Raw genomic sequence first — 26197 nt, forward strand, 5'->3', positions numbered from 1 at the left:
GATTTCCTTTGCAAAGAATGCCGCTGCTTTTTTTAGGAAAAGATTCTCCTTTCTAAGTTCTTCCATTTCCTTTCTGAGCTTACGTATTTCTTTCATGGAGTCGTATTCATTCTGGCTTTCAGGATTGTTCTGGCATTCTTCGCGAAATTCGTTGCACCAGTTGATAATGCTGGCTTTTGACACTCCATACTCTTCAATGATGCTTCTTATAGATCGGCCTTCTTCAAGCCGAAGGCGGACAATCTGCTTTTTAAATGTTTCGTCGTAATGTTGTGGCATAATAAAACCTCCAAGGATATTATATTTTATTAGTCACTGGTGTTACAACTTTAGTTTATCACTTCAAGTCAAGCTATTTTTTGCACAGCATTATTGACACCATATCAGTATTATGAGCAAAATTTTGACCAGTCAATTGACCGGTCAAAATCTGCTGTCTTAGGGTTTATTTACTTGAGGTACTGTTGATAGAAAGAGTCAAGCTTGGCCTGTTCCCCAGGTTCCCTTGATATCCTTTACGGCTTCGGCAGCCGTGATCACTTTGTCGCCATTATCGAGGTCAATCAGCTGATAGCGGTCATTGCCCATGCCCATTTCCTTCATATAGGTCAGTTGGCGCATGCTATGACGGGATTCCATGCGCTCCACCAAATCATGCTTGCTTTCCTCCGGCAGGGCGTAGACACAGTCCACACAAGCCTGGTCCGCAGCCAGGATATCCAGGGAGGCCACAATGCCAATATCCGGCGTGACGACAGGCTGAGCCGAGGTACCGGCGCAGTCACAATCCACACTCATATTGCGCATCACATTGATGAAGGCAATCTTGTCCTTGAAATGCGTGACCGTTGCCTGAGTGGATTCAGTCATGCGCTCCATGAACTCCTCATTAGTCACACCCCACTGGGAACCGCTTTCTCCGGCATGAATCATCTTCTTACCGATTTTTCCATCCGCACAGCCAATGCCGAGATTTTTATTGGAGCCGCCAAAACCGCCCATAGCATGCCCTTTGAAATGCGTCAAGGTCAAAAGCGAGTCGTACTTCAGCATATCCTTGCCCACGGACATCTCTGTGAACCACTTGCCATTTGGCACCGGCAGCATGGCCGTGCCTTCTGCATCAATGATATCCACCGTGGTGAAATCCGTCCAGCCATTGGTCTTCAGTGTCTCCCGGTGTTTCTCGGTGGTATCGCGGCCACCGCCATAATAGGTGTTGGTTTCGATGATGGTGCCCTCCGGCAGGCGGTTCTGCAGCAAATCTTTCACCCATGGACGGGGAATAATATTGGGGCCATGGGGTTCACCCGTGTGCAGTTTGACGGCCACCTTGCCGCCCAGCTTGTCCTTCACCTTGTCATAGATTTTCAGCAGTCCGGCCGCCGACAGGTCGCGGGTAAAATAAACCACCGACTCTGCCCCTTGCCGCCCACTATAGGGAAGATAGTGCTCCCCGCCGGTACCAGCGACTTTCGCCTTTTCCAGCGGCTCATTTGCGCCTGCACCTTTTTCGTCAGCGGCAAAGGTCGCACACCCTGGCAAAGCGGCTATAGCAACAGCCATACCTGCCAGCTTTACAAAATTCCTGCGGGTCATTTTTTCCTTCATTACACAATCCCCCCAGCCAATCTATACTGCTCATAAATTTCTTGATGATATGCAATTTAGAAGCCTAAGCCATTGTACCAGGCTTTGATTTCATCGGCGCCGGCCTGCGGGCTGAATAACTTGCCCGGTTTCCAATTGGCCTTGCCTTTGGTAATCCTGGCCAGGTAATCTGCACTGCTGCCGATATCACTGCCGCCGGAGGTGCAGACAGCCGTCATATTCTTGCCCGTAAAGTCATAGCTTTCCACGAAGGTATCCATGATGCGGGGAGCCTGGGCCCACCAGATGGGATAGGCCAGGATGATGGTCTTGTAACTGGCAATGGGGGCATTCTTGTCCGCTAAGGAGGGGCGGAAGCCATCATTTTTCTGCTCTACCGTGGCCCTGGTCGTTTCATCATTGTAATTCAGGTCTTCGGCCGTATAGGGGGATTCCGGCCGAATTTCATACAAATCTGCGCCCAGGGCCTTGGCGGTATTCTCCGCCAGCTGCTTCGTATTGCCTGTCGCGGAAAAATAAGCGACTAAGATCTTATCTCCTGCTGCCGCAGCATCAGTATTAGCCGCCTGAGCCACCGTTTTAGCTGGCGGTGTCTTTTCCTCGGCCTTGCCATTATCCGTGCCGCAGCCCATCAGCCCCAGTACCATCAGCATGGACAAGCAGGCAATCCATAATTTCTTCATGCGTTTTGCTCCTTTCCGGTCAGCTCACATCAACATTTATGGTTAAACTCTATCACTTAAAGCCAACTCTAAGTCAAGCCTTTTTAGAGATTCGCTCCGATTTTGTAGGCAATATCGGCAAACTGGGATTTTTCCACCAGGGAGCGGGCGCCGCAGCCCGTGGCCATCACCTGACCAACATCCTGCCATTCCATGTAGCGTACCAGCGTGTTATAATGATTGACCAATGCTTCCATCGTCCAATCGGCACTGTTGTAGGCCGTGGCCATCATGATGGATTTCTTGCCATGCAGCTTGCCCGTGCGGGAATAGAAGCGGTCAACAATCGTCTTTAACTGCGCCGACATGCCAAAGTAATACAGCGGTGTGGTCAGCACGATTAAATCTGCCTCCAGCATCTTGGGCATCAGTGTGTTTTCAATGGCATCCTTGAAAATGCACGGGCCGTCCATGCCGCATTTGTCGCAGCCACGGCAAGGGTGCGTTTCCTCATTGGCTGCATCAAAGGTAAAGACCTCATGGCCGGCACTTCTGGCTCCATCCGTAAACCGGTCAGCTAGATAAATGGATGTTGATTCATTTTTCGGATGGGGACTGCTGGTGATTACCACAATTTTCATATTCGCACCTCCTGATACGCTGCCCTTTTCCGGGACCACATTTGCTTTTGACTCATCGCCGGTCAGGGCTGACAGGCCGCAGCCGGTCAAAAAGAAGGTTACCGCCCCCATGCCGCTGACTTTCAAAAACTCTCGTCTGTTCATACACATCAATCCTTTTATTTTCAGGGCAGCTTGTTATACTCCTTTTCCTCCACCGGCTCACACCACTCATTGGAAGTATTTTCCCCCGGCACCTCGATGGCAATATGCTGGAAGGCGGAGTCCTTGGCGGCGCCATGCCAGTGCTTGACACCTGCGGGGATATGCACGACATCTCCCACCTTCAATTCCTGAGCAGGCTTGCCCCATTCCTGATACCAGCCACGGCCGGCAGTGACCAGCAGCATCTGCCCGCCGCCTTTGTCGGCATGATGGATATGCCAATGGTTGCGGCAGCCCGGCTCAAAGGTCACATTGCCAATCACTACCTGGTCAAGAGAAACCATATGGAGATAGCTTTTGCCGTCAAAATACTGGGCATAGTTGACATTTTCACCGCCAACGGGGAACAGACTGGTTTCTTTGATGGTTTCCAAATCCATATGATTGTTTCCTTTGGTCTCTGTATTCTTGGTAGCTGGCTCGTTATAGACTTCCTTGGCCAGATTGAACGCCGCCCAAGCCTTGGGCCAGCCCGCATAGAACCCCAGCTGGGTGATGACCTCAGCCATTTCCTCACGGGTAACGCCGTTTTTCTTCGCCGACTGCAGATGATATTTCAAAGAGCTGTCCGTCATGCCGCTGGCCACCAATGCCGAAACCGTCACGATGCTGCGGTCATGCAGGGACAGGACATCATTTTTTGACCATACCTCTCCAAAGAGAATATCATCATTATAGCGGGCAAAATCCGGGGCAAATTCCCCTAATTGCGTTCTGCCTGCGGTCTGTGTAATCTTTACTGCTTTTTTCGTCTGTGCCATAGCTGCCTCCATAAATGTAAAATTTGTCATGATCATGCCTGCAGCTATTGCTGCGGCCAAGATTTTCTTTCCCTTCACGCGACTCTCCTTCCTATCCGATGATATCCGGTTATTTCTACCTTAACACTTGAAGTGAACTTCAGGTCAAGCATTATTTAAAAAAACCTCTGTCTCACGCGGTCTGAACCTTTCGCGACAGAGGGCTTAGCGGATTTCACCGGCCTGCAAATTCAGCAAAATTTGCTGCTACCTTGCCTGCGGTGAAAGACCGGACTTCATAGTCAGCGAGGCCATCTGCATAATACACATCTTCCTGCGGGAATCTTGTCTACTTTAAGTGTCTGATTGATGATAAACATTGCGTTCTCCTCGTATAACAATAACCTTCTCAAAATTTTCATTTATGATACTTTCAGTCCCTTGGTAGAGAGGATGATTTTGGTCGGGAGATTATCTACTTCATGGGCACTGATAAACATATTTTCCGTTTGCCGCAAAAATAATTTGTACGTTGCTTCAAGGTATTTTCAATCGCATCCTTGAAAATGCAAGGGCCATCCATGCCGCATTTGTCGCAGCCTGTCAAAAAGAAGGTTACCGCCCCCATGCCACTGACTTTCAAAAACTCCCGCCTGTTCATACACACACCTGCCTGTAAAAAGCACTATTACTGCATACCCTTGGGTGCATTCTTCATCCAAACCTGCTCTTTTTTATTGCCGCTGCGGGTGTTTTGCGCCATCACGCCCACCAGCTTGTGAGGGATATAGAGTTCTTCCAGATAGGCAAGATCCTCATCTGACAAGTCAAGCTCCACCGCCTTTACCGCACCGTCAATATGATACAGTTTCGTGGCACCAGCTATGGGAGCGGTGACTTTTGTGAGCAGCCAGGCCAGAGAAATCTCTGTCATGGATACCTGATATTTTTCGGCTAGTTCTGCCACCCGCAGGATTATCTTTTCATCCGTATCAGCCGTGCCATCATATTTGAGCTTGGCATAACTGTCTTCCTGCAAGCGCCGGGAAATTTCTCCCGGCCTGCGGGAAAGGCGGCCGCTGGCCAGCGCGCTGTATGGCGTCATGGCAATATTATCCTCGGCACAAAGTTTGCTCATTTCCCGCTCTTCCTCCCGGAACAGCAGATTGTAATGATTCTGCACCGATACGAACTTCGCAAAACCTTCTTTTTCTGCCAGCGCATTAGCCTTGGCTAACTGGTAGGCATAGCAGTTGGCGATACCGATATAACGAACCTTGCCTGCCTTGACCATTTGCGTCATACCATCCAGAATATCATAGATAGGCGTCTGATAATCCCACATATGATAGATATAGAGGTCCACATAATCCATGCCCAGATGCTGCAAGCTAAGGTCCAACTGTCTCTGGATATGATCCTGACCAGTCACGCCCTTTTCGATTTCCTGCTGGCTGCGGGGCAGGAATTTCGTGGCCACCACCACATCCTCCCGCTTGGCATAATCCTTCAGCGCCCTGCCTAAATATTCTTCGCTGGTACCATTTTGATAAGCAATAGCCGTGTCAAAGAAATTTATGCCCTCATCCAGCGCATGCTTTACAATCTCACGCGTATCCGCTTCGTCGACCGTCCAGCTGTGCTGGCCCGTAGCAGCATTGCCAAAGCCCATACAGCCCAGGCAAATACGGGACACCTGTAAATCAGAATTACCTAATTGTGTATATTTCATGCATTCTCACCATCTCGTCATTAAATCCATCATCATCATTTCATATGCCGGTTGATAAAATCACGGATTTCCACAAAGGAATCCACGCTATCCTGCAGTTCCGGCAGGAGCAGGGCAAAATCATGGGACATCCCTGGGTAAACCGTCATGGTTACATCTACGCCCTGCATAGAGGCTTTTTTACCCAGGTCAATACCTTCATCAAAGAACAGTTCATAACTGCCAACCTGAATCAGCATTGGGGGAAGGCTGGACAGGTCCGCATTCAGTGGAGACAGCAGGGGATTTTTTGCTTTATAACCCTTGCCATAGGAAGGGTTCTTCACTTCCCCATACATAATGGGATTATTACTGCCCAAAATCAAATCCTTGCTGGCATTATACTTACGGGAAGGCAGATTCGTTTCCAGCGTTGTCCACGGGGAAATCAGGATCAGCATGGCAGGCTGGGGCAGTTTGTTTTCTTTCAGATACAAGGACAATGCCAAAGCCAGATTGCCGCCTGCCGAATCACCGGTAACGATTATTCTGCTGGCATCTTTGCCGCTGGCCAGCAAATCCTTATAGGCGGCTACTGCATCCTCCAAAGCAGCAGGATAAGTATGCTGCGGGGCAATGCGGTAATCCACCAGATACATTTCCCGAGCGTTGGCCAATATACCATGCTTTTCCGTCATTTGACGGTGATTATTGTCCTGTGGCAGAATATAGCCGCCGCCATGCAGATGGAAAATAATCCTGTCCGTGCCAGCCGCAGGATTGACCAGCTTTTCCATGGTCACATTACCTGCATCATATGTTTCATAAGACCAGCCATCCGGAGCTTCATAGGGTGCGGGCTTTCCTTTTGGATGTTTGAGCGACTCCATCATGGCTGCCACATGCGCCTGCTTAGCCGCATCATCCAATTTCAGTCCGCTTTCCGGCAATGTCCAGGCCGGTGCCGCCCATGCGGTAAAACTGCTCAAAGTCAGACTAAAGCCTAAAATTCCTGCCGCCAAAAATTTTCCCACTCTGCATTTCATTCCTGCCATCCTCCTGTCTTATGAACTTCAAGTCGAGTATTATTTCATTTGCCAATCACACGCGCAGCCGCTTCTTCCCGCTGTTTTTTTCGCTGATGGTAAAGCTCATGGCGTTTTTTAGCAGCCTCAAAAGCTGCCTTTTCTTCTTCGGTTTCAAGTTCCAACGGCGGTACGGCCATGGGACGGCCATTGCGGTCTAATGCCACCATGGTGAAATACGCGGACAGCGCATGCTGCGGTCCCTGGTCAGCCTCCAGCACTTCCACTTCCACATTGACCGCGACTTCCATGGAGGTGTGACCTACATAGATGACCTCGGCCGTGCAGGTCACTAAATCACCAATGAGTATCGGGATATGAAATTCCAGCTCATCCACCCGGGCCGTGACCACATTAGAGCGGCTGTACTTGCGGGCCGCAGCATATGCCGTGGAATCCATCATCTTCATCAATTCGCCTCCATGAACATTGCCATTGGGGTTCGTCTGGCTGGGCATCATCACTTCACTCAAATAAATCTTATTCGACATAAACTCTCCATTCGCGTAAACACCGCTTATAATGCCTTACTTACCTGCAAATTCAGCAAAATTTGCTGCTATCTTGCCTGCGGTGAAAGACCGAACTTCATAGTCAGCGAGGCCACCTGCATAATACACATCTTCCTGCAGAATCTTCTCCACCGCTTCTTTGGATTCAGACGGAGAAATCATAATGCCGGCCATTTCCTTATCGGTATAAGGTCCGACCAGAATAAAATTTCCTGCGTCAAAATGCTTGGTAAACCATGCCATATGCTGCTTAAAGAGTTCTTCCCCCTTACCTGCAGGGATTTTGTCTGCTTTAAGTGTCTGATTGATGATAAACATAACATTATCCCCCTATCAGTCCATTTTCTTTTCCCATTCACGAATCGTAGATACATTGGTCTTGTCCGCCAGTTCTTCCAAACGGGAAATTTCTTCTGCGGTAAGCGTTACGCTAGCAGCTTTGGCCGCGTCTTCCACATGGCGTACCTTAGTCACGCCGATAATGGGCAGTACCCCCTTGGAGATTGCCCAGGCCGTGCCAACCTGTGCCACGCTGAGGCCATGCGCTTCACCGATTTTTGCCATCTCCGCCGTAAGGTCTTCCAGCTGTGCCAAAATGGGATTATAACTCTTGGCACGGTCAGAACCTGCGGGGAAGGGATGTTTTGTATCGTACTTGCCGGAAAGCGCGCCCTGTTCCAATACCATATAGGCAAAGAACTTGATATCATTTTCCTTGCAATATTTCAGGATTCCTGCCCGCTCTGAGGAACGATTGAGCAGGCTGAAATGGTTCTGCACCGCAGAAACCTTGAAGCCCTCTGCCTGTAGGATTTCATTGGCCCGCTTAATCTGGGACAGATCATGATTGGACACGCCCACCTGCTTAACCTTGCCAGCTTTCAGCAGGGAAATAAGCTCCGGTGTCCAGCGATCCACATCCATGGGATTGTGGATCCAGTAAATGTCAATCACATCAATACCCAGACGCTGGCAGCTTGCCTCTGCCATCTTTGCCATAGAATCTCCATACATCCCCGCAATCTGCGGAGTGAACTTGGTGGAGATAATGACATCCTCAGCCTTGACCTGACGCACGAAGCTGCCCAGAATATCCTCCGAAGCCCCCATGCCATAAACCGTGGCCGTATCCCAAAGGTTCAGCCCGTTCTGCATGGCCGCGTCAAAAATCGGCTGCAAATCTTCCTTTTCCAGATGATTGCCAAACACCTGATCACCGCCAACTGCACCAGAACCCCAGGACCAGGCCCCCAAAGCTATTTTCGGCATTTTCTTCTCACTCATTGTATATGCTCCTCTCGCGCTTTAAATGACACCGTGTAACTTTTATTTGATGATTGTATTATATTCTCTAAATGACACCATGTCAATATTAAAAGTAAAAAAATTTTCGCTATTAAGAAATCAGCTTTTGCGAATTTTGACAATATATCTGTTCCAGCCATTCACGCTGGGCAAGTTCCCTGTCCAAAGCCGCTTTCTTCTGGAGCAGCACCGGTGCTGGTACATAGGGATAATCACTGCCATACAGGATATGCTCCTGATCCGTGATTTTCAATAGCATATCCAGCGCATCGGGCATGGGATCTCCGGCCAGGTCAAAATAGAGATTGCCCATGCTTTTTTCCATATCCACCGGCTCCATCATCTTCATCCCGGCGAGCATGGCAAACATGGCCTTCGCCCGCTGTTTCATATAGGGCAGGAAAGAGCCGCAATGGGGCACTACCAGTTTTATCCGGGGATAGCGTTCCAGCATGCCGCTGGCGAGCAGATTCAGCATCGCTCTGGTGGTATCTGCCGGATACTCGTAGAGCGCCATAACCCTGCCCGTTACCGTCCCCTGCCTTGGTAGCTGCGGGGCGGGACTGGGATGGACGATGACCAGCGCCTTGCGGCGGTCAAGCTCGGCAAAGATTTTCTCCCAGCGTTCATCCCCCAGATAGATTCCCTGGGCATTGCTGGGCACCTTCACGCCGATGGCTCCTAATTCATCCATAGCGTAAGCTATTTCCTCGATGGAACCATCAATGGCTGGGAAGGGCAGAGCCGCTGCAAAACCGAATTTGTCCGGATAATTTTGACATAATGCCGCTGTTTCCACATTTATCCGCCGTGCCACCTTGCAGGACAGTTTTTCGTCCCCATTGTAAATATGCGGCGTGGCTTGCGACAGCACCGTATAGTCAATTCCCGCCTCTGACATGAAGGCCAGATGCGCTTCCTCCGACCACTTGGGTAAGGGATAGCCTTCCTCTAGGGCTGCGTCTATGCCCAGTTCCTTCAGCCCTTCCAAATAACTTGGCAGCATGGCATGGGCATGCATATCAATCTTGCGCCCACGTGGAAGCCTTACCTCCTGCGGCGAGGCAGCAGCCGTTTCGAGCAGACCGCCACCTGTGCCCAAGAGTGCCAATGCGCCCAAGGCGCTTACTTTCAAGAAATCGCGTCTTTTCATTATCCTATAGCTCCTAAAACATGAAAAACCGGCTTCAGCCTTTAGTTTTTGCCGAGATTCTTCCCCATCTCATAGGCTTCCTGCATGGCAGCACTTTCCTGAACGCTGCCCGGAGCTAGTGTGCCCTTGCCTAGAATATGACCGCCATTGCGGTTATTCACGCCGCCATGCATATTGAAACATTCCACATATTTCTGGAAATCCTGCAGCATATTGTCAAAAAGCTTTTCTTCCGGCACGCCCCCTGCCGTGATAAGGTAAAAGGTCTTATCCTTGGCAATGGTCATATAAGGATACAGTCTATCGATGCCACGCTTCATCAGACTGGTCCAGGAAAAGAAATACATGGGAGAAGCAAACACAATTGCATCCGCCTGCCCAAATTTTTCCAGTACCACTGTCATATCATCCTTCTGCACACACTTACCCGGATTCTTCCAGCAAGCCATACAGCCCAGACAGTCACCGAACTTCATATCGCCCAGTTCCACCCGCTCTACCTGATGGCCAGCCTCCTCGGCACCACGGATAAACTCACCAGCCAGCAGCCCCGTATTGCCATTCTTGCGCTTGCTGCCATGCATTACCAAAACTTTCATCTTCGTTCCTCCTTACACATTCAACGGATTTGGTCCATCTTACACGCTCTTCTCGACGCCTAGCAGCTTGCGCAGGCAGTTGTAGGTAATCTCGTAAATCGTATAGTAACGAAACCCCACATCGGCTTCTTCCATGGCCTGCCGCTGCTTGTCGGTAACCATCACATAGGGGTAGATGCCATACATAAAGGGAAAATAGGCATAAAGGAAGCTTGTCTTTTCCTCCTCGCTCATCTCCGGACAATACTTCTCCAGACAACGATGCACCGCCTTGATGGAAGCACCATAAGCTTTCTTGAATTCTACCAGATTCTCATGACGGCTGTTCTCCTCCATATCAAAGTGATTCATGGACAGAAGTTTCAGCAGACGCTGCCGTTTCTCCAATGAATGTGCCAGCGCAGAGGCCAGTTCTTCCCGGCTCATAGTATCATGCGCTGCCATCATGCCCTCCAGATCTGCCACCCATAATTCATACTCCCGCTGCATCAGCGCCAGGAAGATTTCCTCCTTGGTGTTGAAATAATTGTAGATGGCAGTGCGGTTGAAGGTCGTGACCTTCCCAACTTCCTTCAGGGTGATGTCCTTGAAACTCATCGTCTCATACAGTTTTGCACAGGCATCGACAATACTTTCCCGCCGTGCCAGCATCTCTTCTTCTGATATCTTTGGCATATATATTCCTCCGTCGCAGTAAAATGACACAATGTAACTTTTATTGACACTTTGTATTATAAGATTATAATGACACTATGTCAATATATTTTGTAAAAAATTTGACCAGTCAATTGACTGGTCAAAAATCGTTATCACAGGCTTTCACACAGCTTTTGCCACCTGCGTTGGATATCCTTACAATTTAGCCAGAATATCCTCTGCAATCTGCTCTGCCGTAAGGTGGTTTTCTTTAGCCAGGGCATTATAGTCATAGCGATCATAGAACTTCTTCGCCAAACCAAAGTTCAATACCTTCATTTTGTCTGCGCCGTAGAAGTGGGCAATCTTTTCGCCGAAACCGCCATCCAACACGCCATCTTCCAAGGTTGCCACCAGTTCATGGTTCTCCCTCAATTTTTCCAGCAGTTCCTTATCCTGCCCGGTGATAAACAGCGGATTGATCAGCGTGGCCTCGATACCCTGTTCTTTGAGTTCAGCCGCAGTTTCTTCCGCCAGATTGTAAAAATTGCCCAAGCCGAGTAGGGCTACATGGCTGCCTTCCTTCACCACTTCGTACCGATTGAGTTCGTCATAAGACTTGCGCACCGGACGCTGGGAGCTGCCCACCATGGCATGAGGAACGCGGATAGCCACGGGATATTTATCCTGGGGGATGGCCCAATCCAGCATGGCCTGATATTCTTCCGGGGAAGTCGGTGCCAGATACACGAGGTTCGGGATATTGCTCATCATGGGAATATCATAGAAACCCAGGTGCGTCACATCGTTCATGCCGTACATGGAGGCCCAGAACACCAGGAAGGTTGCGGGGCTGTTGTTGACACAGACATCCTGCGCCAGCTGGTCATAAGTGCGCTGGAAGAAGGAAGCATAATCGCCAAATACGGGATGAGCGCCATTGCGTGCCAGCCCGGAAGCCATGGCCACAGCCTGCTCCTCAGCAATGCCCACGTCAATGTAGTGTTCTCCAAGCTCCTCTCGACGAGCTTGCATAAGCCCCATGCTGGCCGGAGTAGCTGCAGAGATGGCAATGAAATTCTTATCTTCCTTGGCCAGCCGCAGGAAGGTTTCTGCCGTCTGCTCGGCATAGGGATCAACCAGGGGCTGTTTTACTTCGCCCGTTTCAATATCAAAAGGCATATGCCAATGCCATTCTTCCTTATTCTCTTCGGCAAACTTATAGCCTTTTCCTTTTTTGGTAACGATATGCAACACCACAGGATGATCGATATCCTTGACTTCCTCCAGAGCCGCAATCATCGCCTCGACATCATTGCCATCGGCCACGAAGCGATAATCAAGCCCCATAGCCTTGAACAGGTTACGTTCCGACTGGCCGTTGGTATCCCTCAGCTCCTTGAAGTCCTTATACATGCCGCCATGCACCTCGGCAATGCTCTGGTCATTATCGTTGAACATAATAATCAGATTGGACTTCATTTCCCCGGCAGTATCCATCCCTTCCAAGGCTTCGCCGCCACTCATGGAACCATCACCGATAATGGCAATGATGTTTTCCTTGTCGCCCTTGAGGTCACGTGCCTTGGCCAGTCCCGTTGCCAGACTGATGGAAGTGGAGGTATGTCCCACATTGAACATATCATGCGCGCTTTCCTCGGGGTTGGTATAACCCGACACATCGTCATAATGCTCCTCATAGAGATAGGCATCCTTACGGCCTGTCAGCATCTTATGAGGATAGGCCTGATGGGAAATATCAAAGACAAACTTGTCCTTCGGTGAATCAAAGACCGTATGCAGGGCGATAGTAGCCTCCACAATACCAAAATCCGGGCCGAAGTGGCCGCCATGGATACTTGCTCTTTTCAGCATGGCATCCCGCATTTCGCGAGCCAGCACCTTACGCTGCTCTGCCGAAAAACCTTTGATATCCGGGGGGCCATTGACTTTCTCTAAATACATAAACTTGCTCCTTTGCTCTATCTTACAAACTTCAAAATTTCAGCTGATGATTGTAAGTCTATACCTTGGAGCAAACTTCAAGTCAATAGCCTTTTGTAAAAAAAATTTTGTAAAATGTTCTTGACTTAGAGCGAACTCCAAGTGTTAAACTTAAAGCATGATATGAGTTTCCCCAAAGTGAGGTGAGATAGATGACCATCAAAGAAGTAAGTGAGAAATACGATTTGTCCGCTGACACAATCCGTTACTATGAACGGATTGGCCTTATCCCCCATGTCCCCCGCAAGGAAAACGGCATCCGGGATTTTGACGAGGCCTCCTGCGGCTGGGTGGAATTTGTCAAGTGCATGCGCGGCGCCGGGGTGCAGGTAGAAGCCCTTATCGACTACGTTGCCCTATTCTTCCAGGAAGGTACCGAGGCAGCCCGCAAGGATATTTTAGTAGAGCAGCGTGCCCGCCTGCAGGAACAGCTGGAAACCTTGCAAACCACCATTGAGCGGCTGGATTACAAGATTACCCATTACGATGAAATTCTCAAGTGTTCGGAAAAACTCAAATCTTAATTCCCATATCCCCAAAATGCAGAAAAATGGTGCCAACCGCAAAGTTAGCACCATTTTTCTTTTTGCATCACTCAAAAGCCAGACCATCAAATCAGATTTTTACTTCTTTTGCTGAAGCCTTGATTTCCTCACCGCCATTGCCCATGGCACAGCATATCTAACTATTTCGGGAGTTTGGCCTGCTCATCACGCAACCATTGAAGCCGCTGCTTCTCCCTGTTAATTGCCTGACGTAAAATCAGAGAAGCTTCCAAAATGAACATATCGACCTTATGCAGGAATCTCGGGAGAAATACGAGAATTATCCTAAGTATTTAGTGCCTGAGTTTGCCAAAATCACCTATATCGACAAGACCGGACTTGACAATGAAGATGTTATCGCCGAAGCTCCTTATGACGGAATGACCAATGATATTCGTGAAGGCCGCTACTTTGATACCAGCTACAACCGCCTGAAAAAATAATATTGGAGGTAAGAGCATGAAACTTTTTCAGTTGAGAAAACTTATTACCGCTTCACTGTTAACCATGGGGCTGATGACCATAGGCACGGGAGTCAGCCTTGCCCAAAGCAAGGATTTGAGCATTCAAGGTGACCATGGTAAACTTTCCGCTATACTTCAGACTCCTGATGGAGCAAAGGATTACCCACTGGTGATTGTCTGCCATGGTTTTACTTCTAACAAGGATACGGAGCTGATACATACGCTTGCCAATAACTTAGAAAAGAATGGCATTGCCAGCCTCCGTTTTGACTTTAACGGCCATGGCAAAAGTGAAGGCCTCTTCCAGGACATGACGGTACTCAATGAAATCGAGGATGCTAAAAAGGTTTATGATTACGCTGCCAAACTCCCCCATGTGACCTCCATTTCCCTGGCAGGCCATTCCCAAGGCGGCGTGGTGGCCAGCATGACTGCGGGTATTCTTGGCACCGAAAAAGTCAAAAGTCTGGCTCTGATGGCACCAGCAGCTGTACTGCGAGATGATGCCATTCGCGGAATTTGTATGAATGCTCATTATGACGCTAATAATCTCCCAGAAACTATTCCTCTCTATAACAACCTTCAACTAGGCAAAAATTATGTTCTGACCGCCCAAACGCTCCCAATCTACGAAACAGCAGTCAGATACCAGGGGCCTGCCTTCATGATTCACGGCACTGGGGATGTCATCGTCCCCTACACTTACAGCCAGCGGTATCACAGAATTTATTTCAATGGTCAGCTAAAGCTTGTTCCCGGAGAAGACCATGGCTTTACCCATGATATCAAAGGTGCTTGCCAAGCAGTAACTGACTACTTTGTTACACAACTAAAAAAATAACACTACAATGGATACCTATTCAGATACCCTTTATATCATGCAAAAATAAATATTAATAAAACACCATTTTCTCAGGACTAACTGGTCAGCAATTTTCTGCCCCAATCAGACTGGCTGTTCCGATAGAGAAACAGGGCCAAGATTCCGCTGAAGAAGCTGGCTATCGGCGGCATCAGCCAGATTCCCAGCAAGCCATAGACAGGGGCCAGCAGGAACAGTAATGCGGCAGGCAAAACCAGCGTGCCCACGAAGGACAGCAGCAGGGAACGCCCCGGCATGTCCAAGGCCGTGAAATATGACGAGAAGCACAGGTCCATCCACCCCGCCAGATAGGAAAAAGCAAAGATGGTCAAGGCATCTTTGCTGAACTGCATCAGCTCTCCGTCCTCACTTTGGCTGAAAAGTCCTGCCATATACGGCCCGGCCAATTCCAAAAAGAAGAACGTGGCCACTGCCATAACGAACGAGGCCCAAAGGATGCGGCGGAAAATGGCCTTGAGCCGTGCCTTTTCCCCTGCCCCATGACAATAACTCAAAGCAGGCTGCAATGAGTCACAAAGACCGAAGTTCAACATACCGATGATGCTGTCCACATACATGACGATGGCAAAGGCGGCCACCGCTGAAGTCCCACCGTATTTGAGCAGGAAAAAATTCAGCATCAAACCCATGACGGCCGAGGAAATGCTGGTCAAAAACTCACTGGAGCCGTTGGCCAGTATCCGCAGGAAACGGCTCACCGGAATATTCTCCCAGGTGTAATAGACATCCAGCCGCCGACCGCCAAAGAGTGCCAAGGTAATGATTGATCCCGACGCAATGGAGATACAGCTTGCCAGAGCTGCGCCTTCAATGCCCCATCCCAACACGGCAATAAACAGGAAGTCCAAAACGATATTCAGCACCTGGGTGAGTATATTGATGCCCATGCTCAGTTTGGGACAGCCACAATCCCGCAAATAGTTATCCGTGGCAAAGTAAATGGGAATCAGTGGGCCAAACAGGGCGTAGATCTTCAGATAATCTGCCGCCAGACGCAAGGTCTCTCCCTCTGCTCCCGGGGCTAGCCATGCGGCCAGCATTTCTGCCGAGGCAAAGCCCATAAGGGCAGTTATGGTGGAAAAGAGCAGGATAAACTTTACCGAGAAAGAAAAGGCCCGGGAAGCTTCCTGCCGATTTCCTTCCCCCAGCAAGGTGGCAATATGTACAAAAGTCCCCACTGCCACCATGTTGGCCAGGGCTTCCACAATCATGATCAGCGGCATGACGATATTGACGGCCGCCAAAGCCTCAGCGCCCAGATAGCGTCCCACAAAGATGCCATCCACTATGGCATAGAGCCCTCCCGCCAGGGATGTCGCCATAGCTGGCAGGGCACAGTGAAAGAACAGCCGCGTCGGCGGCATTTTCGAAAAGATTTCTGAATGCATACAATCTCCTTCAGCAGCCCGGGCATACAAAAAGGCCCGGGTTCTGCATTTAATACAGAATCCGGGCTCACCCGACACCTTATCCGACAGGCGGCCTGCAGGAAATCCTGCTATCCCCCGTGCTACGGCACTCTGTCCTCCGGTGACCAATATGTTGATTAGTATATTAACAGCAAAGCATTGACCTGTCAATCCTCTTTGTTGTCGTTTGGGGTAAAACTTTTGAAACGTTTTTGTCAGGGCAAGATTCCCTGCAGATAGGTGAAACCACCCATCATATTGCGCACCTCAAAGCCTGACTGCTTCAGCATACGTTCCATGAAATATCCGTTCATGCCAATTTTGCAGATGACCACCAGGGGCCGTTTTTTATCCAGCTTATCCAGCTGTTCCCGCATTTTTGCCGCCGGTATATTGATTGCTCCCTCTACATGGCCTGCCGCAAACATTTCCGGCGGACGCACATCGATGATCAAGGCCCCCCGTTTCTGTTCTGCCGCCAGTTCCGCCGGCAACAGGGGATTGGTCAGGCCCTGCAGGATGTTATCGCCATAGTATCCGGCCATATTCACCGGGTCTTTGGCTGAAGAGAAGGGCGGCGCATAGGCAAGCTCCAAATCTTCCAAATCATACACCGTGCCGCCTAAACGCAAAACAGAAGCCAACACATCAATCCGCTTATCCACGCCCTTTTTGCCAATTGCCTGGGCACCAAGGACCTTGCCATCCTGCAGGCTGAACAGCACTTTAAGGGCGAAGGGCTCCGCCTGGGGATAATAGGACGCATGGTCATTGGGATAAGTGATGGTATAACGATAGTCCTTGCCATAAACAAGCCCCGCCTGCTGCAAGGCCCGCTCGTTTTTGCCGGTAGCGGCAGCAGTCAAAGAAAAGACCTTGAGCACAGAACTCCCCACCACGCCGGCATACTTGCGTTTTTTGCCGGCAATATTGTCAGCGGCCAGCCGTCCCTGACGATTGGCGGGACCAGCCAAAGGCAGCGCCGCCTTCTTTCCCGTCAGGCCGTCAAAGGTCATCACCGCATCACCTACGGCAAAGACTGCCGGGGCGCTGGTCTGCATATATTCATCCACTAAAATATGCCCCCTTTCCCCCAGCTCGATGCCGCTATCCTGCAGGAATGCCGTATCCGGGCGCACGCCGATGGCCAGCACCACAAAATCAGCCGTCAGCACTTCCTGAGGACTTTTAACGCCAATGGTGCCATCCTCATGATGAAGGAATTCCTGTACACCCTGCTCCAACAGCAGCTTCACGCCGTTCTGGCGCAGTTCAGCTTCTGCCAGGGCTGACATATCCGTATCAAAGGGAGCCAGAATATGGGGTGCTGCTTCCACCAATGTCACGGACAGGCCCTGAGCCTGCAGATTCTCCGCCGCTTCCACGCCGATGAAACCGCCGCCGACCACCACGGCACGCCCCTGGGGATAATCCCCGGCCAGCTTCTTCAAGACCGCAGCATCCGGTACATTGCGCAGGGTTACAATGCGTTCATGGTCAATGCCCGGAATCGGCGGCCGCAGGGGCTGGGCACCAGGGGACAGCAGCAAGGCATCATAGCTTTCCGGATATTCTTCCTCGCCGTGGCGAATGGTTACCTGACGGGCTGCCGTATCCACCTTTATGACTTCACTCTGCACCCGCACATCTACGTGAAACAACCCGCAGAATTTGGCCGGCGTCATTACCAGCAAATCTTCCTGTCGGGGAATAACGCCCCCTACATAATAGGGCAGGCCGCAATTGGCAAAGGAAATATCGCCGCCACGCTCCACCAGAATGATTTCTGCCCCTTCGTCCAGCCGCCGCAGACGGGCAGCTGCCGTAGCACCGCCTGCCACGCCACCAACCACGATATATTTTGCCATAATCATACCTCCAAACGAATATCAATTTCTCGAAGTTGTTATGATTATAGCAATTTACCGAGCAAAAGTTCGTGATTCAATCACTTTGCTCAGTATAATAGATCATATCATTATACTCTGAAATATACTGCGCAGCCTAAAAGCGGCCGTACTGCTTATACGGCCGCTTTTAGTGTTTTCTCGTGTACATATCAATGCATAGTCTGCTGGATTATGCCCAGCACTAAACCGGCTATGCCCGTGCCAGCCAATAGCTTTATCACGCCGATTTTCCTGCGCACAGCCACGATTGAGGCCAGCAGGATGATTACCCCCAAGGGATCAATGGTGGTCAGGTCTTCGGGCAGGGTTTCCGTATTCCAGAGAGCCAGCACCACGAAACTGATACCTGCGGCGGCAATCAGGGCCACCACAGCGGGACGCAGGCCGTTGAGGATGCCGCGGATGGGGCCGATATCGCCGTATTTGAAAAAGAGATTCGCCAGAACGATGCCCAGGATAAAGGACGGCGTGCAGAAACCCACCGTAGCACAGACGGCACCGGGAATTCCGGCAATCTTCATACCGGCAAAGGTAGCAGCGTTAATGCCAATCGGCCCCGGCGTCATCTGGGAAATGGTGAAAATATCCACGAATTCCCCCAGGCTCATCCAATGATAAGAATCCACCACCGCGGCCTGAATCAGCGGCATCGAGGCATAACCACCCCCTACGCAGAAAATGCCGACTTTGGCAAATTCCCAAAACAATGTCAAATAAATCATATGCCTCTCCCTCCTTATTTCCCATACTCCGCACCGCGCAGGAACATCAAGCCCAGAATGCCGTCAATCACGACCAGCAGCATGATGTTGATACCAAAAAAGAAATTGGCCACAAAAGTACCCGCAATGATTGCCAGTGGCCAAATGAGTTTCTTCCACCACTGCTTCTGCAGCAGGTCGATGGCCACATTGACAATCAGCGCTGTAGCCCCACACTGCATTCCCTTCAGGGCATAGCGCACATAGGGATTGCTGGCAAACCAGTCATAGGCACAGGAAATGGCGGACAAGGTGATAAGGGGCGGCAGGATGGTGGCCGCTAAAGCCGTCAATGCGCCGGGAATCCCCGCCATACGATAGCCTAAGATGATAGAAGCATTGACGGCTACCACACCGGGCATGGACTGGGCAATAGATACCAGATTCAAGGTTTCTTTATCATTGAGCCAGCCATATTCATCCACATATTTTGCCCGCAACAGCGGAATGATCACAAAGCCGCCGCCGACCGTAAAGGCACTGATGAGAAAAGTGGATTGGAAGAGTTTCCAATAAAAGTTGGGACAAGCTGCTGCCACAGATTTCATTTCTTCATTGGACATTTATTTTCCCTCCTGATTCATCGCTGCATCTGCTGCAACTTCCAGACCGCAAAGGGCAGTCAAAAATTCTTTGCCGATGCGGGAAAGACTCGTGTTCTTCCGCCAAACCGCCGCAATATGGGTTTCCAAGGCTGGCTCATCAATAATCTTGATATGCAGCTGGTCATGGGCCGCCAAATCCACTGCTGAAAGCGGCGCGATGCCAATCCCCAGGCCCGCATTGGCCCAGAGGATGGTGGTGCGGGCATCATCATTGCGGCAGTATATCTCCGGTTCTATCTGCTTTTGGTCAAAGACCTCCTGCAATAATTGCTGGAAGCGCCGATAAATAATCAGCGGGCGCTTGTTTAGTTCTGTCACGGTAATTTTCTCCTGCTGGGGGCACCAGTCCAAATCCGCCGTCATGACCGCCACCATGGGTTCCGTATTCAGGAACTGGCAGTTGAAGGGACTGGTATTGAAGGGCGTGCGCACAATGCCGATTTCAATGATGCCCTTCTCCAGCTCCTCAATCAGCTGATACGTATTGGCATCATGTATTTCAAAATGAACGCCTTGATACTCCCGATGGAATTTCTGCATGCCTGGGCTCAACAGGATGCTGCCGGAGGACGATATCGTCCCGATGGACAACGTTCCCTGCAGGCTTTGGCTAAGCTCATCTATCTCGCGTACTGTGGTCTCTGCCATATCCAGAAGCTGCTGTGCCCGCCGCGCCAGCAGGCGGCCTGCCTCCGTAAGCTCGATGTACTGCGAACCGCGCTTGAACAGCTGGGTATCGAGTTCCTTTTCCAGCAGCTTCATCTGATGGGATAACGGCGGCTGAGTCATATTCAATTTCTTGGCGGCTGCGGTAATCTGCTGTTCCTTGACAATGGTCATGAAATAATGCAACTGCTTTAAGTCCAAGGTATTTCCTCCTTTATATTTTTTTTATATACGTTACCGTCTTTAATATTTTTTTTATATGTACTTGCTATATCATACCGCTACTACCTGCATTTTGCAAGTCTTTCTGCAAATAAGTCAAAAATCCCCTTAAGCAAGCCCTTGAAAAAGTGCTCACTTAAGGGGATTTCATTCACTATCTTTAGTGGTCAGACTTCAGCCCAGCTCCGCACATGGAAATCAGGGCATCACGGGTACGTCCATGTTCTTCGCAATAATGTAAATAACCAGCATATACGGCAGCGGCGGTATGTTCTGCATATATGCCCCTGCGGGACAGCTTTTCCCGGGCAGCGAGAATCTTGTCCTCAGGAATGGTGGCCGCCTTTACCTTGTAGCGGTAAATATAGTCCAGAATCTCTGCGCTCCGCATAGGTAAGCCGATAGCGATTCCCTCTGCCTGCGTGCGTTCCACCGGCTCCGGAGAAATGTCATGACCGCCTTTTTCCATGGCCTTGATAAAGGGCTGGCAGCGTTCACTCTGCACAATCACGACCTGAGGGAAATGGTCGATGGCTCCGCTGGCCAGCAGCTCCTCCAGCCCCTTCATGACGCCGATGAACAAGGTGCCATTGCCCAGCGGGATGAAGATATGCTCCGGAATCCTGCCCAACTGCTCAAAGGTTTCGTATATATAAGTTTTGGTTCCCTCGTAGAAGAAGGGATTATACACATGGTTGGCATAATACACGCCTTCATTTTCCACCTTAGCCCGGCAGACATCGGCACAATGGTCCCGATTACCGGGAACCACATTTGCCTTGGCGCCATGTGCCTCAATCATCCGGATCTTTTTATCGGAGGTTCCCTCGGGAACGAAGATTTCGCAATCTATGCCCACGCGGCCAGCATAAGCCGCCACGCTGTTGCCGGCATTGCCGCTGCTATCCTGAACGGCATGTTTGACCCCCAGCCATTTCATATAAGCCACCAATACGGCAGCCCCCCGGTCCTTGAAGGAAAGGGTGGGCATATAATAGTCCATCTTCACCAGCACATCTTCATCCAACGGAACGATGGGGGTCATCCCCTCGCCCAGAGAAACCTGCCGCCAGCTTTCATCGGGCAAAGCCATAAACTTCCGATAGCGGAAAATGCTCCAGGTATCCTGGTCAATCAAATCCCGGCTGAACTTAGGCGGCTGAAAATCCAGCTTCCACAAGCCGCCGCAATCGCATTTTATCTTCAAGGTCTGAACATCTTCTTCATGACCGCATTTGCTGCATACATATTTCATTCTGACTCGCTCCCTTCAACGATAAAAACCTGCGCAAAATCCTGCCAAACCTCGTTTTCAGTCGATGGCCCATTCCCGCAGTTCGGCCACGGCTTCCACTTCCACCAATGCGCCATGATGCAACTTGCCGGTAGGTACCACCGTTCGAGTCGGCTTATGGCTGCCGAAAAACTTGGCATAGGCTTCATTGACCTCATCCCAATAAGCAATATCCGACACATAAACATGCATCATCACGACCTGATCACGGCTGACACCTGCTCCCATCAGCACTTTTTCCATATTCTGCAGGGCACGCTCTGTCTGGAAATACGCACCACCTGTTATCACTTTGCCCGTTTGCGGATCAATGGGCAGCTGCCCCGAAACAAAGAGATTGTTCCCGGAAACGATTCCCGGCATATAATGCCCCATAGCCTTTACCCCTGCTGGTTCAACGTTTCTCATGATATTTCCTCCTTTTAAATAATATTTTATATTTATATAAAAATTTATACATTCATCTTATAAAATAAGGCTCAGCGTTTACCGCGAACCTCATCCAAATAACTGTATACCGTAACCTTATTTACACCCAGGCGCTCCGCCACCTGCTCAATACTGCCTTTCAGCTGGAAGATGCCCCGTGTGTCCATAAAGCGTATCTTGGCTATGCGTTCCTCACGGGAAAGGGCTGCTGTCTCACAGTCGGCCAGGATATTATCAATCAGCGAAAAGACCATATCTTCTACCCGGTCAGGGGAAACAGCCTTCTTGACCGCTGTTTTTTCCTGAGCCTGAGGCAGGAAGGACTGAATGTATTCTGCCTGCTGCAACATCCGCGTCATGTCGATATTGATGCAGAGTGCACCAATCAGCTTGCCCTCATCATCACGAATCATCGCAGACGAGGTGCGAATCAGCTTGCCTTTCTTGCGGAAGAAATCATTGGCTACAAAATCTTCATTTGTATTGCCCTGTTCCAGGGCACTTTTGACAAAGTGCTCAAATCCCTGGCCAATCTCCCGGCCTGTTACATGGCCATTGACCACATATACCACACTGTGCTCCGGATCTGCCACATCATGCAGAACCACCTCACATTCAGCGCCCCAGGTCCGGGCTATCATATCGGCAACGGGGATATAGGACTTTAGCTTCGGATTCATCATCCATCACCTCTTGTAATGTATTATATAAAAAATTATATATTATGTCAATACATATATTTTTTTATATAAAATATTCCCCATTACAACTCGGTAGCGTAAAAACCCACAGGGAAATTCGTTATCTTGCCATGGTCATATTTTCCTTGGCCCGTACCAACTGGGAAATATCCGCTTCCTCCCTGGCAGGCAGCTGCGCCCGCATAATCGTCCCCATCCTGCGGTTCATGTCCAGGACAAAGGTAACCGATAGCGCCTTTACATGGCTTTCGATATAGTCCAGCAGATAGATGCCCTTCCGCGGCGAAACCAAGGTATACCCTTCAATCTGCAAGGCAGCAGCCTGTTCTGGTGACCTCCGGCTTTCTTATGCTGTCACCATTATATTGTCTCCCCTTACAGAAGAGTCAAGACGGATTGGCAATCTTTATTTTCAATTTGATCAGCGTGGATTCGCTGCCGTCCTGCAGCCGGGGAATAATCCATTCCTCGATAAAATCCCCGCAGGGCTCATAGCCGTTGTCATGCAGGAACGCCATCAGAATGGCATAGTATTTTGCCTTTTGATGCACATTATCATCAAAGATGATGCAGGCATAGACGCCTGCCGGCTGCACTCTGGCATCAGACCTGCGGGCAGAAGTCAGGAATTGCGGACCAAATCGATGCGTACAAATTGTTCCACAGAATAATAACGATAGCCAGAGGATTCATCGACATAGGCCGGCGGCAAAAGCCCCATCTCGCTGTAAAAGCGCAGGGTTTTCACCGGAATATGGAAAACCTTCGCCACCTCGCCGATCCTGAATAGATGTCCGTTCATAGCCTCAGCTCCTTCCTTGCTTCAGCACCAGCTGATTTCCCTCATAGACTTATTATATCCATTTTTCTTCTCAGCCTGCAATGCAGATTAGTTAGTTCATTTACCATTATTGCCCGCTATTTTATTTTGAATCAGCCAATTTGACAGCAGGAATTTTCTCCTCCATCACGAAGTTATGCAGAAACGGATGTTCCATTTTTTCACCAAAGGAGGTTTGCCTATGAATCCCCTCAAAACCGTCGCCGCCAATATCTTTGACCTGGAAAAGGACCGCGCCCCCTTGGAGGAAATCGCGGAACGCATCCATAGCGGCGGCACCCTCAAAGGCACGAACATGTGCATCCTGATTCTTGCCATCTTCATTGCCTCTATCGGCCTGAACATGAACAGCACCGCCGTCATCATCGGCGCCATGCTGATCTCGCCGCTGATGGGCGTAATCATGTCCTTGGGCTATGGCATGGCTACTTATGATAGTGCCTATGTCCGGGAATCCTTCCTGAAGCTCGTATTTCAGGTCATTCTCTCCGTCCTGACCTCGGCGGTATATTTTACCCTCTCCCCCATCGACACTGCCTCCACGGAGCTACTGGCCCGCACGGAACCAACCATCTGGGACGTCCTTATCGCCATATTTGGCGGCCTGGCCGGCATCATCGGCAGCACCCGCATCGAAAAGAGCAATGTAATTCCCGGCGTAGCTATCGCCACCGCCCTGATGCCGCCCCTGTGCACGGCAGGCTATGGACTGGCCACCTATTCGCCAAAATTCTTCTTTGGCGCGCTCTATCTCTTCTTTATCAACAGTTTCTTCATCTGCCTGACCACCTTTATCGTGCTGAAATTCATCAAAATTCCCGCCAAGACCTACGTCTCCGAACAGGTTTTTCGCCGCCAGCGCTGGCTTCTCTCCCTGCTGGGCGTGCTCATAATCCTGCCCAGCATGTATATGGCCTACCAGAGCATCCGCAACAATCTGGAACATGCTCAGGTCAAAGCCTATATCGAAAGCAATTTCCAGCAGGGAAACCCGCAGGTCGTTGCCTTCCATCTGACTCCCCAGGAGAAAAAACTGGATCTGACTCTTATCGGCCGGACGGTTACAGATGAAGAACAGGCCGAACTGGAAAAAAAGCTGCAGACTTATTCCCATTTTGCAGACTGGAACCTGCATATCATTCAGAACGATCTGTCCGGCACCGTCCGCGCTGAGGATGTCCAAAACCTCATCAACACCCAGTGGAACGCCGCTGGCGGAGCCAGCCTTGCCAAGGCCCAGGAAGATTTACGCAAATACAAGGAACTGAGCATGCGTTACAGCCCCGCCTACCAGCGATTCGAGGCCGACCAAGAGCTGCTGGCCAACATACGGGAAAAAGCCCCTATCCTGTTCCCAGCCTTCGCCGGCATTGAAGGAGCCGCCATCGCCACGGAAAACAAGGAAGGTCAGATCGTCTACACGGGCTTTCTGGCCATCATTACCTGCAAAGCTACCCTTGACGAAGACGAACAAGCCCGCTTGCAAAAATGGCTCAATGCCGAAGCCGAACTTCCAGTAAGCTTTATCCTGAAAATTCTACCGGAAGCAAAGTAAACAGCTATAATTCAAGCATAGCTATCTTTCACGCAAAGGGGCGGTACCACTTGTGCTTGCCTTGATCTTTCCTGTAAGCCACTGTGCTTTTTCTCATTGACAAAATTATCCCGAATGCACTATAATAGGCGGACATGTCTTTCTGACACAGTAAACAATGCGAGGTATCTTATGGACGGAACAATACTCCTCTTCATTCAGGAACATATCCGTATGGATTTGCTGACGCCTATTTTGATGTTAATCACCAATATCGGCCATTATGGTGCCATCTGGCTGGTAATCGCCGTCATTATGGCCCTGCACCAATCTACCCGTGAACAGGGAATACTGACGTTAAGCGCCTTGCTGCTCAGCGGCGGCATAGCCGAATGCATAAAGCATCTAGTCATGCGCCCGCGTCCTTTCTTGCAGATTCCGGAACTCACCCCCCTAGGGGTGCCGCCCCATTCTTTTTCCTTCCCTTCCGGACATACGGTCTGTGCCTTTGCCGCAGCCTTTATCCTTTGGCGGACCTGCAAGGGTTGGCCACGGTTCTTTTTCCTGTTTTTCGCCGTCATCATGGCCTTTTCCCGGCTATATGCAGGCGTCCACTACCCCACGGATGTATTGGCCGGCATAATCGTGGCTTTGGCCGGCAGCAGCCTGGTCTGGCGTCTGCGTACATTCATCTTTATCAGCAAATACTAAGCTCATTCCAAGAACACCAAGGAGGCGTCATCAACTGATGACGCCTCCTTGGTGTTTAATCCTGCCCCTATTCCTGAATAGCAGGAGTCACATTTCGATTTCCGCAGCAAAGACAATCACAGCCTGCCCGAAAATCTGGATTTTGGTTGGCTTCTGTCCTTCCTTTTCCACTATGCTCCTTAATCCCCACCATCACCTTGGGATGACCCGCCGAAGCAATGGCCACAGGGCAATCCCCCCGCAAAGATAAAGGCCGTTTCCGAATTGTTCAGTTTCCGGGCCAGCTGCTGCATCTGCATTTCGGTCAAGCCATCTGCTTCCGGCCCCCCCGGCCGGATTGCCGGAAAATTTCTGCTTGG

Annotated in this window: 30 protein-coding genes and 2 pseudogenes; 5 read left to right on the forward strand and 27 right to left on the reverse strand. The window is 50.1% G+C overall.

Features of this window, described 5'->3' with window-relative positions:
* From BUB68_RS09385 to BUB68_RS09455, 15 genes and pseudogenes are all read right to left on the reverse strand, one after another.
* Nucleotides 1-279, reverse strand: a pseudogene (locus BUB68_RS09385) (transposase); the annotation flags it as partial.
* 198 nt (nucleotides 280-477) lie between these two features.
* A complete protein-coding gene (locus BUB68_RS09390; protein ID WP_073090540.1) occupies nucleotides 478-1611 on the reverse strand; it encodes a DUF362 domain-containing protein in 1134 nt (377 codons plus the stop codon).
* A 56-nt stretch (nucleotides 1612-1667) separates the two neighbouring features.
* Nucleotides 1668-2294 (reverse strand): flavodoxin, encoded by a 627-nt coding sequence (locus tag BUB68_RS09395; RefSeq protein WP_073090543.1) that lies wholly within the window; start codon nucleotides 2292-2294, stop codon nucleotides 1668-1670.
* Between the two features lie 83 nt (nucleotides 2295-2377).
* Nucleotides 2378-3058: a flavodoxin family protein gene (locus BUB68_RS09400; protein ID WP_081371945.1), complete on the reverse strand. Its 681-nt coding sequence runs from the start codon at nucleotides 3056-3058 to the stop codon at nucleotides 2378-2380.
* A gap of 20 nt (nucleotides 3059-3078) precedes the next feature.
* Complete coding sequence (locus tag BUB68_RS09405) at nucleotides 3079-3909, reverse strand: carboxymuconolactone decarboxylase family protein (RefSeq protein ID WP_218587690.1); 831 nt, start codon at nucleotides 3907-3909, stop codon at nucleotides 3079-3081.
* Nucleotides 3910-4333: 424 nt separating this feature from the next.
* Nucleotides 4334-4519, reverse strand: a complete 186-nt coding sequence (locus BUB68_RS09410) for a twin-arginine translocation signal domain-containing protein (protein WP_073090546.1) — start codon at nucleotides 4517-4519, stop codon at nucleotides 4334-4336.
* A gap of 27 nt (nucleotides 4520-4546) precedes the next feature.
* On the reverse strand, nucleotides 4547-5590 hold the full coding sequence (locus tag BUB68_RS09415) for an aldo/keto reductase (protein ID WP_073090549.1): 1044 nt from the start codon (nucleotides 5588-5590) through the stop codon (nucleotides 4547-4549).
* Nucleotides 5591-5625: 35 nt separating this feature from the next.
* A complete protein-coding gene (locus BUB68_RS09420; RefSeq protein WP_073090552.1) occupies nucleotides 5626-6615 on the reverse strand; it encodes an alpha/beta hydrolase in 990 nt (329 codons plus the stop codon).
* A gap of 44 nt (nucleotides 6616-6659) precedes the next feature.
* Nucleotides 6660-7145 carry an acyl-CoA thioesterase gene (locus tag BUB68_RS09425; protein ID WP_073090555.1) on the reverse strand — a complete coding sequence of 162 codons (486 nt, stop codon included), beginning with the start codon at nucleotides 7143-7145 and terminating at the stop codon, nucleotides 6660-6662.
* Between the two features lie 36 nt (nucleotides 7146-7181).
* A complete protein-coding gene (locus BUB68_RS09430) occupies nucleotides 7182-7484 on the reverse strand; it encodes a YciI family protein (RefSeq protein ID WP_073090558.1) in 303 nt (100 codons plus the stop codon).
* A 15-nt stretch (nucleotides 7485-7499) separates the two neighbouring features.
* The gene (locus BUB68_RS09435; protein WP_073090561.1) at nucleotides 7500-8450 is read right to left on the reverse strand and encodes an aldo/keto reductase; all 951 of its coding nucleotides are present in this window, start codon (nucleotides 8448-8450) and stop codon (nucleotides 7500-7502) included.
* A 112-nt stretch (nucleotides 8451-8562) separates the two neighbouring features.
* Complete coding sequence (locus BUB68_RS09440) at nucleotides 8563-9624, reverse strand: amidohydrolase family protein (protein WP_073090562.1); 1062 nt, start codon at nucleotides 9622-9624, stop codon at nucleotides 8563-8565.
* A gap of 41 nt (nucleotides 9625-9665) precedes the next feature.
* Entirely contained in the window at nucleotides 9666-10223 is a 558-nt protein-coding gene (locus BUB68_RS09445; protein WP_073090565.1) for a flavodoxin family protein, read from the reverse strand.
* Nucleotides 10224-10262: 39 nt separating this feature from the next.
* Entirely contained in the window at nucleotides 10263-10898 is a 636-nt protein-coding gene (locus tag BUB68_RS09450) for a TetR/AcrR family transcriptional regulator (RefSeq protein ID WP_073090567.1), read from the reverse strand.
* Between the two features lie 177 nt (nucleotides 10899-11075).
* Nucleotides 11076-12824 (reverse strand): 1-deoxy-D-xylulose-5-phosphate synthase, encoded by a 1749-nt coding sequence (locus BUB68_RS09455; RefSeq protein WP_073090569.1) that lies wholly within the window; start codon nucleotides 12822-12824, stop codon nucleotides 11076-11078.
* Between the two features lie 191 nt (nucleotides 12825-13015).
* On the opposite strand from BUB68_RS09455, the gene BUB68_RS09460 reads away from it, so the two are divergent.
* From BUB68_RS09460 to BUB68_RS09470, 3 genes and pseudogenes are all read left to right on the forward strand, one after another.
* Nucleotides 13016-13387 (forward strand): MerR family transcriptional regulator, encoded by a 372-nt coding sequence (locus BUB68_RS09460; protein WP_073090572.1) that lies wholly within the window; start codon nucleotides 13016-13018, stop codon nucleotides 13385-13387.
* A gap of 257 nt (nucleotides 13388-13644) precedes the next feature.
* Nucleotides 13645-13851: pseudogene (locus BUB68_RS09465) on the forward strand (phenolic acid decarboxylase); the annotation flags it as partial.
* A 16-nt stretch (nucleotides 13852-13867) separates the two neighbouring features.
* Nucleotides 13868-14713: an alpha/beta hydrolase gene (locus tag BUB68_RS09470; RefSeq protein ID WP_073090574.1), complete on the forward strand. Its 846-nt coding sequence runs from the start codon at nucleotides 13868-13870 to the stop codon at nucleotides 14711-14713.
* Between the two features lie 77 nt (nucleotides 14714-14790).
* Here the strand turns inward: BUB68_RS09470 and BUB68_RS09475 are convergent, their stop codons facing one another.
* The 11 genes from BUB68_RS09475 to BUB68_RS09525 form a co-directional block, all read right to left on the reverse strand.
* Nucleotides 14791-16143 (reverse strand): MATE family efflux transporter, encoded by a 1353-nt coding sequence (locus tag BUB68_RS09475; protein ID WP_073090577.1) that lies wholly within the window; start codon nucleotides 16141-16143, stop codon nucleotides 14791-14793.
* 236 nt (nucleotides 16144-16379) lie between these two features.
* Nucleotides 16380-18032: an FAD-dependent oxidoreductase gene (locus BUB68_RS09480; RefSeq protein WP_073090579.1), complete on the reverse strand. Its 1653-nt coding sequence runs from the start codon at nucleotides 18030-18032 to the stop codon at nucleotides 16380-16382.
* Nucleotides 18033-18223: 191 nt separating this feature from the next.
* Nucleotides 18224-18796 (reverse strand): chromate transporter, encoded by a 573-nt coding sequence (locus BUB68_RS09485; protein ID WP_073090582.1) that lies wholly within the window; start codon nucleotides 18794-18796, stop codon nucleotides 18224-18226.
* 14 nt (nucleotides 18797-18810) lie between these two features.
* Nucleotides 18811-19398, reverse strand: coding sequence for a chromate transporter (locus BUB68_RS09490; protein ID WP_073090585.1), 588 nt, complete (start codon nucleotides 19396-19398; stop codon nucleotides 18811-18813).
* Nucleotides 19399-20307: a LysR family transcriptional regulator gene (locus tag BUB68_RS09495; RefSeq protein WP_073090587.1), complete on the reverse strand. Its 909-nt coding sequence runs from the start codon at nucleotides 20305-20307 to the stop codon at nucleotides 19399-19401. It lies immediately after the preceding gene.
* Between the two features lie 181 nt (nucleotides 20308-20488).
* Nucleotides 20489-21583 carry a threonine synthase gene (locus tag BUB68_RS09500; protein WP_073090590.1) on the reverse strand — a complete coding sequence of 365 codons (1095 nt, stop codon included), beginning with the start codon at nucleotides 21581-21583 and terminating at the stop codon, nucleotides 20489-20491.
* Between the two features lie 57 nt (nucleotides 21584-21640).
* A complete protein-coding gene (locus BUB68_RS09505; protein ID WP_014431124.1) occupies nucleotides 21641-22030 on the reverse strand; it encodes a RidA family protein in 390 nt (129 codons plus the stop codon).
* Nucleotides 22031-22101: 71 nt separating this feature from the next.
* On the reverse strand, nucleotides 22102-22734 hold the full coding sequence (locus BUB68_RS09510) for a helix-turn-helix transcriptional regulator (protein ID WP_081371947.1): 633 nt from the start codon (nucleotides 22732-22734) through the stop codon (nucleotides 22102-22104).
* 118 nt (nucleotides 22735-22852) lie between these two features.
* A complete protein-coding gene (locus BUB68_RS09515; protein ID WP_073090593.1) occupies nucleotides 22853-23065 on the reverse strand; it encodes a MoaF N-terminal domain-containing protein in 213 nt (70 codons plus the stop codon).
* A 73-nt stretch (nucleotides 23066-23138) separates the two neighbouring features.
* Entirely contained in the window at nucleotides 23139-23348 is a 210-nt protein-coding gene (locus BUB68_RS09520) for a hypothetical protein (RefSeq protein WP_073090596.1), read from the reverse strand.
* Between the two features lie 26 nt (nucleotides 23349-23374).
* Nucleotides 23375-23554, reverse strand: coding sequence for a MerR family transcriptional regulator (locus tag BUB68_RS09525; RefSeq protein WP_073090599.1), 180 nt, complete (start codon nucleotides 23552-23554; stop codon nucleotides 23375-23377).
* 220 nt (nucleotides 23555-23774) lie between these two features.
* Between BUB68_RS09525 and BUB68_RS09530 the strand changes: the two genes are divergently transcribed.
* Both BUB68_RS09530 and BUB68_RS09535 read left to right on the forward strand, forming a co-directional pair.
* A complete protein-coding gene (locus tag BUB68_RS09530) occupies nucleotides 23775-25148 on the forward strand; it encodes a DUF389 domain-containing protein (RefSeq protein ID WP_073090602.1) in 1374 nt (457 codons plus the stop codon).
* 171 nt (nucleotides 25149-25319) lie between these two features.
* Nucleotides 25320-25838, forward strand: a complete 519-nt coding sequence (locus tag BUB68_RS09535) for a phosphatase PAP2 family protein (RefSeq protein ID WP_073090605.1) — start codon at nucleotides 25320-25322, stop codon at nucleotides 25836-25838.
* A 179-nt stretch (nucleotides 25839-26017) separates the two neighbouring features.
* Here the strand turns inward: BUB68_RS09535 and BUB68_RS15630 are convergent, their stop codons facing one another.
* Nucleotides 26018-26146, reverse strand: coding sequence for a hypothetical protein (locus BUB68_RS15630; protein WP_256625858.1), 129 nt, complete (start codon nucleotides 26144-26146; stop codon nucleotides 26018-26020).
* Nucleotides 26147-26197 lie beyond the last annotated feature (51 nt).

The sequence above is a fragment of the Pseudoselenomonas ruminantium genome (assembly GCF_900142515.1).
Taxonomy (GTDB): domain Bacteria; phylum Bacillota; class Negativicutes; order Selenomonadales; family Selenomonadaceae; genus Selenomonas_A; species Selenomonas_A ruminantium_D.

Excerpts from the sequence above, each read along its gene's own strand:
- BUB68_RS09505 (WP_014431124.1), bottom strand. The coding sequence starts at position 22,030 with ATGAGAAACGTTGAACCAGCAGGGGTAAAGGCTATGGGGCATTATATG.
- BUB68_RS09405 (WP_218587690.1), bottom strand. The coding sequence starts at position 3,909 with ATGACAAATTTTACATTTATGGAGGCAGCTATGGCACAGACGAAAAAA.
- BUB68_RS09400 (WP_081371945.1), bottom strand. The coding sequence starts at position 3,058 with ATGAACAGACGAGAGTTTTTGAAAGTCAGCGGCATGGGGGCGGTAACC.
- BUB68_RS09395 (WP_073090543.1), bottom strand. The coding sequence starts at position 2,294 with ATGAAGAAATTATGGATTGCCTGCTTGTCCATGCTGATGGTACTGGGG.
- BUB68_RS09480 (WP_073090579.1), bottom strand. The coding sequence starts at position 18,032 with ATGGCAAAATATATCGTGGTTGGTGGCGTGGCAGGCGGTGCTACGGCA.
- BUB68_RS09530 (WP_073090602.1), top strand. The coding sequence starts at position 23,775 with ATGAATCCCCTCAAAACCGTCGCCGCCAATATCTTTGACCTGGAAAAG.
- BUB68_RS09410 (WP_073090546.1), bottom strand. The coding sequence starts at position 4,519 with ATGAACAGGCGGGAGTTTTTGAAAGTCAGTGGCATGGGGGCGGTAACC.
- BUB68_RS09460 (WP_073090572.1), top strand. The coding sequence starts at position 13,016 with ATGACCATCAAAGAAGTAAGTGAGAAATACGATTTGTCCGCTGACACA.
- BUB68_RS09470 (WP_073090574.1), top strand. The coding sequence starts at position 13,868 with ATGAAACTTTTTCAGTTGAGAAAACTTATTACCGCTTCACTGTTAACC.
- BUB68_RS09435 (WP_073090561.1), bottom strand. The coding sequence starts at position 8,450 with ATGAGTGAGAAGAAAATGCCGAAAATAGCTTTGGGGGCCTGGTCCTGG.
- BUB68_RS09420 (WP_073090552.1), bottom strand. The coding sequence starts at position 6,615 with ATGAAATGCAGAGTGGGAAAATTTTTGGCGGCAGGAATTTTAGGCTTT.
- BUB68_RS09510 (WP_081371947.1), bottom strand. The coding sequence starts at position 22,734 with ATGATGAATCCGAAGCTAAAGTCCTATATCCCCGTTGCCGATATGATA.
- BUB68_RS09450 (WP_073090567.1), bottom strand. The coding sequence starts at position 10,898 with ATGCCAAAGATATCAGAAGAAGAGATGCTGGCACGGCGGGAAAGTATT.
- BUB68_RS09500 (WP_073090590.1), bottom strand. The coding sequence starts at position 21,583 with ATGAAATATGTATGCAGCAAATGCGGTCATGAAGAAGATGTTCAGACC.
- BUB68_RS09485 (WP_073090582.1), bottom strand. The coding sequence starts at position 18,796 with ATGATTTATTTGACATTGTTTTGGGAATTTGCCAAAGTCGGCATTTTC.
- BUB68_RS09535 (WP_073090605.1), top strand. The coding sequence starts at position 25,320 with ATGGACGGAACAATACTCCTCTTCATTCAGGAACATATCCGTATGGAT.
- BUB68_RS09415 (WP_073090549.1), bottom strand. The coding sequence starts at position 5,590 with ATGAAATATACACAATTAGGTAATTCTGATTTACAGGTGTCCCGTATT.
- BUB68_RS09490 (WP_073090585.1), bottom strand. The coding sequence starts at position 19,398 with ATGTCCAATGAAGAAATGAAATCTGTGGCAGCAGCTTGTCCCAACTTT.
- BUB68_RS09455 (WP_073090569.1), bottom strand. The coding sequence starts at position 12,824 with ATGTATTTAGAGAAAGTCAATGGCCCCCCGGATATCAAAGGTTTTTCG.
- BUB68_RS09525 (WP_073090599.1), bottom strand. The coding sequence starts at position 23,554 with ATGAACGGACATCTATTCAGGATCGGCGAGGTGGCGAAGGTTTTCCAT.
- BUB68_RS09425 (WP_073090555.1), bottom strand. The coding sequence starts at position 7,145 with ATGTCGAATAAGATTTATTTGAGTGAAGTGATGATGCCCAGCCAGACG.
- BUB68_RS09430 (WP_073090558.1), bottom strand. The coding sequence starts at position 7,484 with ATGTTTATCATCAATCAGACACTTAAAGCAGACAAAATCCCTGCAGGT.
- BUB68_RS09445 (WP_073090565.1), bottom strand. The coding sequence starts at position 10,223 with ATGAAAGTTTTGGTAATGCATGGCAGCAAGCGCAAGAATGGCAATACG.
- BUB68_RS09390 (WP_073090540.1), bottom strand. The coding sequence starts at position 1,611 with ATGAAGGAAAAAATGACCCGCAGGAATTTTGTAAAGCTGGCAGGTATG.
- BUB68_RS09440 (WP_073090562.1), bottom strand. The coding sequence starts at position 9,624 with ATGAAAAGACGCGATTTCTTGAAAGTAAGCGCCTTGGGCGCATTGGCA.
- BUB68_RS09475 (WP_073090577.1), bottom strand. The coding sequence starts at position 16,143 with ATGCATTCAGAAATCTTTTCGAAAATGCCGCCGACGCGGCTGTTCTTT.